6 protein-coding genes are annotated in these 6,351 nt (G+C 44.1%); all 6 read left to right on the top strand.

The window, feature by feature from the left end; genetic code table 11:
- Positions 1-229 precede the first annotated feature (229 nt).
- Complete coding sequence (gene panB / locus AB4Z17_RS18080) at positions 230-1,141, top strand: 3-methyl-2-oxobutanoate hydroxymethyltransferase (RefSeq protein ID WP_441961192.1); 912 nt, start codon at positions 230-232, stop codon at positions 1,139-1,141.
- On the top strand, positions 1,138-2,088 hold the full coding sequence (gene panC, locus AB4Z17_RS18085; protein ID WP_441907427.1) for a pantoate--beta-alanine ligase: 951 nt from the start codon (positions 1,138-1,140) through the stop codon (positions 2,086-2,088). Before panB ends, panC begins: the two co-directional genes overlap by 4 nt.
- Positions 2,015-2,398, top strand: a complete 384-nt coding sequence (gene panD / locus AB4Z17_RS18090) for an aspartate 1-decarboxylase (protein ID WP_076265703.1) — start codon at positions 2,015-2,017, stop codon at positions 2,396-2,398. Before panC ends, panD begins: the two co-directional genes overlap by 74 nt.
- 77 nt (positions 2,399-2,475) lie before the next feature.
- Complete coding sequence (locus tag AB4Z17_RS18095) at positions 2,476-3,234, top strand: hypothetical protein (RefSeq protein WP_441961195.1); 759 nt, start codon at positions 2,476-2,478, stop codon at positions 3,232-3,234.
- Positions 3,235-3,250: 16 nt separating this feature from the next.
- The gene (dinG, locus tag AB4Z17_RS18100; protein WP_441961197.1) at positions 3,251-6,157 is read left to right on the top strand and encodes an ATP-dependent DNA helicase DinG; all 2,907 of its coding nucleotides are present in this window, start codon (positions 3,251-3,253) and stop codon (positions 6,155-6,157) included.
- Positions 6,154-6,351: winged-helix domain-containing protein (locus tag AB4Z17_RS18105; RefSeq protein WP_441961199.1), on the top strand; the 198-nt coding region annotated here is incomplete at its 3' end. The genes dinG and AB4Z17_RS18105, both read left to right, overlap by 4 nt.

Here is a 6,351-nt window from a genome sequence, read left to right on the forward strand (position 1 = left end):
GAAAGTTTGGTAAACTAAAGTCATCAGGTGGTATTCTAAGGAAGCTGCACTGATGATAAAAAATACGATGTAAATGGTTGGGAATGCACACTCTGCTCTGAGCCGTAGGGACCGAGACAGAAGGAAGCACAACAAGCAAACGTTTCCTTTTCAGTTTGGGGACCTTTTTGGCAGCGGCTAAAAGGTTTTTTTGTGTTTATCCTATCATTGAACGGGAGGATGAAAGCTGATGAGGAAACGACTGACGATTACAAAAATTAAGAAGATGAAGCAGGACCGCAATGCGATTTCCGTTTTGACAGCTTACGATTATCCTTCAGCCAAGCTTGCTGAAGAAGCTGGAATTGATGTCATTTTGGTTGGTGATTCACTCGGGAACGTTGTACTTGGATATGAGACTACCATCCCAGTAACCATTGATGACATTGTTTATCATACAAGAGCAGTTGCTAGGGGTGCCCAGCAAACGTTTATCGTTGCTGATATGCCCTTCATGACTTATGGCATTGGACGTGAAGCAACACTGCGCAATGCAGCGAAAATTATGCAAGAAGGCGGTGCTCAGGCTGTAAAGCTGGAGGGCGGCGTTGAAATTGCATCTGATGTATCCGCGCTTGTCAAAGCAGGCATCCCTGTTATGGGGCATATCGGCCTGACGCCACAATCGGTTCATCAGCTTGGCGGGTACAAAGTTCAAGGTAAATTAGATGCCGAAGTGGAGCAGCTAGTGAAAGATGCGAAGGCGCTGGAAGAAGCAGGTGCTTTCAGTATCGTTCTTGAACTAGTAACTGAACCAATCGCTACGATGATCAGCGAAATGCTTTCCATTCCGATTATCGGAATTGGCGCAGGTCGCGGCTGCGATGGCCAAGTGCTTGTATATCATGATATTTTGCAATATTCATCTCCTTATTTTGAGAAAAAATTCGTAAAAACCTATGCAGATATTGGAACAACCATTAGAAATGCGATCCAATCTTATGTGGATGATGTAAAAACGGGCCAGTTTCCTGAAGAAGAGCATGTGTTTAATGCACAACCTGCCCATATTCCTTCTTTGTATGGCGGCTCCTCTGAGAGCAGCAATCTTAACATAACTGAAAATAAGGACCTCGCGAATAAGGAGGTCAAATTGAAATGATCATTTGCCGCACGAAAGCTGAGCTAAAGCAGCAGTTAACTGCTGTGCGCAAGGAAAATAAAAGCATTGGTTTTGTGCCAACTATGGGTTATTTGCATGAAGGTCACGCTTCCTTAATGCGCCAAGCACATGCCGAAAATGATACCGCTGTGCTTAGCATATTTGTTAATCCACTGCAATTCGGACCTAATGAAGATTTGGATCGGTATCCGCGAGATGAGAAGCGTGATTTTGCGCTTGCAGAAGAATGCGGGATCGACATCGTGTTTATTCCTTCCGTTCAAGAAATGTATCCGAATAAGCCGCTGACAATGGTCATTGTCAATCAGGTAACGGATCGTTTATGCGGCGCTTCCAGACCTGGACATTTTGACGGGGTGGGAACGGTAGTAAGCAAGCTGTTTCATTTGGTTGCTCCTGATCGTGCTTATTTTGGCATGAAGGATGCTCAGCAGGTTGCTGTCATTCAGCAAATGGTTGGAGATCTTAATTTTCCAGTGGAAATCGTGCCAAGTCCTATCGTTCGAGAACCGGATGGTCTTGCTTTAAGCTCAAGAAACGTATTTCTTAATGCGGAGCAGCGTGAGCAGGCAGTCGTATTGTCCAAAACGCTGCAGCAGGCTTCTGATTGGATGAATGAGCCTGATATGACGGCTGAGCGGCTGGAGGCTAAAGTGAAGCTGCAATTGGTGAAAGCAAGTGAAGCTGTAATTGATTATGTGGAGCTACTTCACTATCCATCCCTGCAGGTGCTGGATGCAAAAGTTTTATTAAGTACGATTCAGCAACCGCTAATTTTGGCATTAGCTGTAAAGTTTGGCGCAACAAGGCTTATAGATAATCGGATATTACAGACAGCGGAGGTGAACCAGCATGTTCAGAACGATGATGAAATCCAAGTTGCACCGGGCAACAGTAACGGAAGCGAACCTGAATTATGTCGGTAGCATTACAATAGATGAAGATTTGATGGATGCGGCTAACATATGGGAAAATGAAAAGGTTCAAATCGTTAACAATAATAATGGTGCTCGCTTTGAGACTTATGTCATAACAGGTGAACGCGGATCTGGTGTAATTTGCTTAAATGGCGCAGCCGCTAGACAAGTTCAGCCAGGTGACCAAGTGATTATCATTTCTTATGCGATGATGACTGACGCTGATGCAAAAGCACACAAACCGATTGTAACGATTTTGGATGCGAACAATCGACCCTTGACCATTTTAAACGAAGAGCTGCACGCAACAATCCTGTAATTTGATCTTTCACTACGTTAATCCCTGCATTATGTAACGAATGGGATGCTGTATGAAAAGCGGCGTTGAAACAAAAAATGAACATAACACTCCTTAATTCTTTGGCGAAGGCGGGATGCGGTATGTTCCAGCATATGTTTTCATCCATGAACGAAATGCTTGATCAAATTATTGAACAGTACGATGGTGCAGGTGCAAGTGAAAAGCAGCAGTTCGAAAAGCAAATGCTTGAGCTCAAAAAAGTAAGTGACACATTTATTGAACAATGGCTTGAATTTGAAGAGAAGTTTTCTGAGTTCAAGGAGCAGCAAGGCGATCAAGCAGCAGTATCGCAAGTTCAGGAACAAGCCCCAGAAGGGGCGGTTCAATCAAGTGTGCCTGTAAGTATCGCAGTCAGCAGTCCAGCTTCAGATTTTGAAATTTCGGACGAGCTTGCTGCGGTCATCTCCAAAGGACAAGGTTACTACAAGCTATTTATGTTTTCGCAAGCAGCAGTGCAATTTCAAACGGCTATTTTACAATCGCCGGAATGTAATTTGGCTAGACTGTTTTTGGGCATGACTCAGATGCACCTCCAGAACTGGAGTGAAGCTCAGCGGCATTTTCAATTGCTGATTGTATTGACGGACTTCCCCAAATGGCTTGCAATGGGCTATAATGCGCTAGGATGCATTCAAGCGGTGCAAATGAATTTGGCACAAGCAGAGCAATTATTTATGAAAGCTTATGAGGTCTGTCCCAGCTTCAAGGATCCGTTAAACAATTTGAAATCATGTCAAGAAACACCCAAGCACTTATCGTTATATTTCGGAAGCACGGAGCTGTGCTGTTTGTGAGAGGATCGGGGAATAAATGAAATTTGCAGTATTGGATTTAGAAACGACGGGACACAGCTCGGATGATGATATTTTGCAGGTTGGGCTAGTCATCGTTTCAGAGGAGCTTGAAATTATCGATACGTATAGCTCCTTTGTTCGACCTAATATCCCGATACCGGCCTTCATTACACAATTAACAGGCATAGATGAAACGGTCGTTGCGGATGCTCCAACTCTCAAAGAGGTTATTGCAGGGCTGGTTCCGTTATTGGATGATGCCGTTTTGGTCGCTCATAACGTTGGTTTTGACGCCGGTTTTTTAAACCAAGCATTAGCACGATGTGGTCGGCGCCCTTTTGCAGGCCGCAGGCTGGATACCATTGAATTATTACGAATTTTATATCCTACAATTAATACGTATCAGCTTGGAGCTGTTTCTGAGCTCTTTGGAATACCGCATGATCAACATCACCGCGCGGACAGCGATGCAAATGCAACTGCGCTATTGCTAATTGAAACGGTAAAAAAGCTTCGCAAATTGCCGCTGCTTACTTTGCAGCGGCTTTCCACGCTTGTAGATGACGGCAGCGATTTGAGCTGGTTTATTAAGCATACCGGGCAGCAGATGGAATATAGTACTGTATTCGAATCGAATGAATATGACTATTTTAATCAATTTGCATTGAAGGTTCGCGAATGGAGCGATGAACAGCCTCCGCGTTCAGGCGGTACAAGTGTGCTGCCATTAACGGATGTTTCATTTGACAATTATTTAGCTGATGTAAGACAACGCTTCGAACAGAAATTTGAGAATTATGAGGAAAGAGAAGCGCAGGTAGCCATGTTTCAAGAGGTGTACAGCGCTCTAAATCAGAATCAGCATTTACTTATAGAAGCAGGTACAGGCACAGGGAAGTCGCTTGGTTATCTAATTCCTGCGCTTTATTATGGCATTCAGAACGGCAAAAAAGTTGTCGTTAGTACGCATACAATCAATTTGCAGGAGCAGCTTCGTCAACGCGATTTGCCATTGCTTGAGGAAATACTGCCATTTGAGTTTAGAGCTTCGATCTTTAAAGGCAGAGGGAATTACTTATGCTTGCGCAAATTTGAAGGTAAAATCAACACAAAAGATCTTGTATCGCCGATTGAGGATACAGTTACAGCTGCTCAAATGGTCGTATGGCTTGGGGAAACAGAAACTGGCGATCAGGAAGAGCTTAACTTCGGCAACAAGGGTGCTGAGTTTTGGTCTACGGTAGCGAGCGATACGGATTCATGYCTAAATCGAGCTTGTCCTTGGTTCAAAAGATGTTTTTATCATCGCGCGAAGCATGAAGCAAACATTGCTGATGTTACGATAACGAATCATTCAATGTTATTTACTGATGTTCAAGCAGATCATCGTTTATTGCCTTCCTATACTCATCTCATTATTGATGAAGCACATCATGTGGAAGAGGTTGCCGGCAAGCATCTAGGTATGCAAGTTAACTACTTCTCTTTGACGCAGGCTGTTCTTCGGCTTTATAAAGATGCGCGCTCTGGATTATTGCCTGGGCTTCGCCAGAAGCTTATGTATGAGGATGACGCACATCAAGCTTCCTGGTTGGAGACGATTGATACCGTTATTCCTATTTTCCAAGAAATTAAGGAGCACTGGGATAAGCTGTTTGAAATGTTTTATAGCTTTACTTCAACTTCATCGGATGGACCAACCGAGAATGGTCAGTCGGTATGCCGGCTTAAGAAAAACGAGCTTCCAGCAGGCTGGGAGGACGGCGTTACGGTTGAAGGAAATATCCACACTGAACTTAACCGAGTCATTCGAACCGTCGATAAAATGGTTACCGATATTAAAGACCGTGTTGACGATTCCGGTGTTCAAGCGATAATAACGGATTTAAATGGCGCGGTACGTGATTTATCACGTCTTAAGGATGAGCTTAGAACGTTTATCACCTTAGAGCTTGCGGACTCTGTGTTTTGGATCGAGGCAAGCAGTGTATACCGCTACAGATCTKTACAGTTATACGGTGTCCCGGTAGATGTAAGCGCTCAGCTGCAAAAATATTTTTTTGATGTCAAAGAAAGTATCGTATTAACCTCTGCGACGTTATCTGTGCAAAAATCTTTTCAATACGCAGAGGAGCAGCTTGGGTTAACTGGATACGAACAGCAGGGCAGGCTTAAAACTGTTCAATTGCCTTCACCGTTTAATTACCGGGAACAGGCATTAGTTGTCATTCCGCGCAACTTCCCAGTACTCAAGGGAGCAGCTGTTGATGACACCTATTTGGATATGTTAGTAAAATCGCTTTCTGATGCTGCTAAGGAAACGAAGGGCAGAATGCTTGTACTGTTCACGTCCTATCGCATGCTAAGGCAGGTCTACGAGCCGCTTAAAGAGCTTTTAAGCGTTGCAGGTATTCAAGTGCTCGGACAAGGAATAGACAGCGGCAATCGCACGAAACTTACAAGACGTTTCCGTCAAACGCCAGAGTCCGTTTTACTTGGCACGAGCAGCTTCTGGGAAGGTGTAGATATACCCGGAGAAGCTCTGATTTGCCTTGCCATCGTTCGTTTGCCATTCCAACCGCCTAACCATCCCTTAGTGGAAGCAAAAGCTGAGATGCTGCAGCGGCAGAAACAAAATCCTTTTATGAAATTGTCGATTCCCCAAGCCGTCATTCGCTTTAAACAAGGCTTTGGGCGTCTAGTAAGGACTTCACAAGACAAAGGGATCGTAATCATATATGATACAAGAGTAATCGACACTTACTACGGTAAACACTTCTTATATTCACTGCCAGGACCAAAAATCGAAACGATGCATATGGATCAAATGGTCGTGCGAATGAGAGAATGGTTAACGGATGAATACGCAGCATTGCCGCAGGAAAATCAAGCTGTGTCCAGCGAAGAGGAGGAAAAACGATGAAGCAAACGAAAATATCGGAGGCTGTCGTCAGAAGGCTTCCCGTTTATTTGCAAGTACTAAATGAAATGCTTAATCGTGAGATTCAGACCATTTCTTCGCAGGATTTAGGCACAAAGCTTGATTTAAATCCTGCTCAGATTCGTAAAGATCTCGCTTATTTCGGAGAGTTTGGACGGAAGGGCGTAGGCTACGAT

The organism is Paenibacillus sp. TAF43_2 (genome assembly GCF_052113545.1).
Classification (GTDB): Bacteria; Bacillota; Bacilli; order Paenibacillales; family Paenibacillaceae; genus Pristimantibacillus.

Coding starts and splice junctions, on each gene's coding strand:
- panB (WP_441961192.1), top strand. CDS start 230: ATGAGGAAACGACTGACGATTACAAAAATTAAGAAGATGAAGCAGGAC.
- panC (WP_441907427.1), top strand. CDS start 1,138: ATGATCATTTGCCGCACGAAAGCTGAGCTAAAGCAGCAGTTAACTGCT.
- panD (WP_076265703.1), top strand. CDS start 2,015: ATGTTCAGAACGATGATGAAATCCAAGTTGCACCGGGCAACAGTAACG.
- AB4Z17_RS18095 (WP_441961195.1), top strand. CDS start 2,476: ATGAACATAACACTCCTTAATTCTTTGGCGAAGGCGGGATGCGGTATG.